Genomic DNA, 219 nt, shown 5'->3' with positions numbered 1-219 from the left:
TAAGTATATTGAAGGAAATGTCAAATTAACAAACGGATTTTTAAAGGGACTAAGACCAAATTCTAAACTAGCTTTCAAACAATTAGAATTAGTTGAAGATGTAGATATAAAATTGTTAGAAGAAAAAATAGCAAATATTCAGGTGTTGGAAAAATTAATATTAGTAGATGAACTTGAAGATAATATTGCAGAATATATAGATGAATACTATGCTGTAAG

At 25.6% G+C, this 219-nt stretch carries 1 protein-coding gene; it reads left to right on the top strand.

What is annotated here, in order from left to right; translation table 11 throughout:
* On the top strand, positions 1–219 hold a 219-nt coding region (locus B0D78_RS13115; RefSeq protein ID WP_168170155.1), incomplete at both ends, for a hypothetical protein.

It is taken from the genome of Pyramidobacter sp. C12-8 (assembly GCF_002007215.1).
In the GTDB taxonomy this organism is placed as follows: Bacteria; Synergistota; Synergistia; order Synergistales; family Dethiosulfovibrionaceae; genus Pyramidobacter.
Note: the sequence above shows the minus strand (reverse complement) of the source record. Positions and strands in the feature narration are given on the sequence as shown.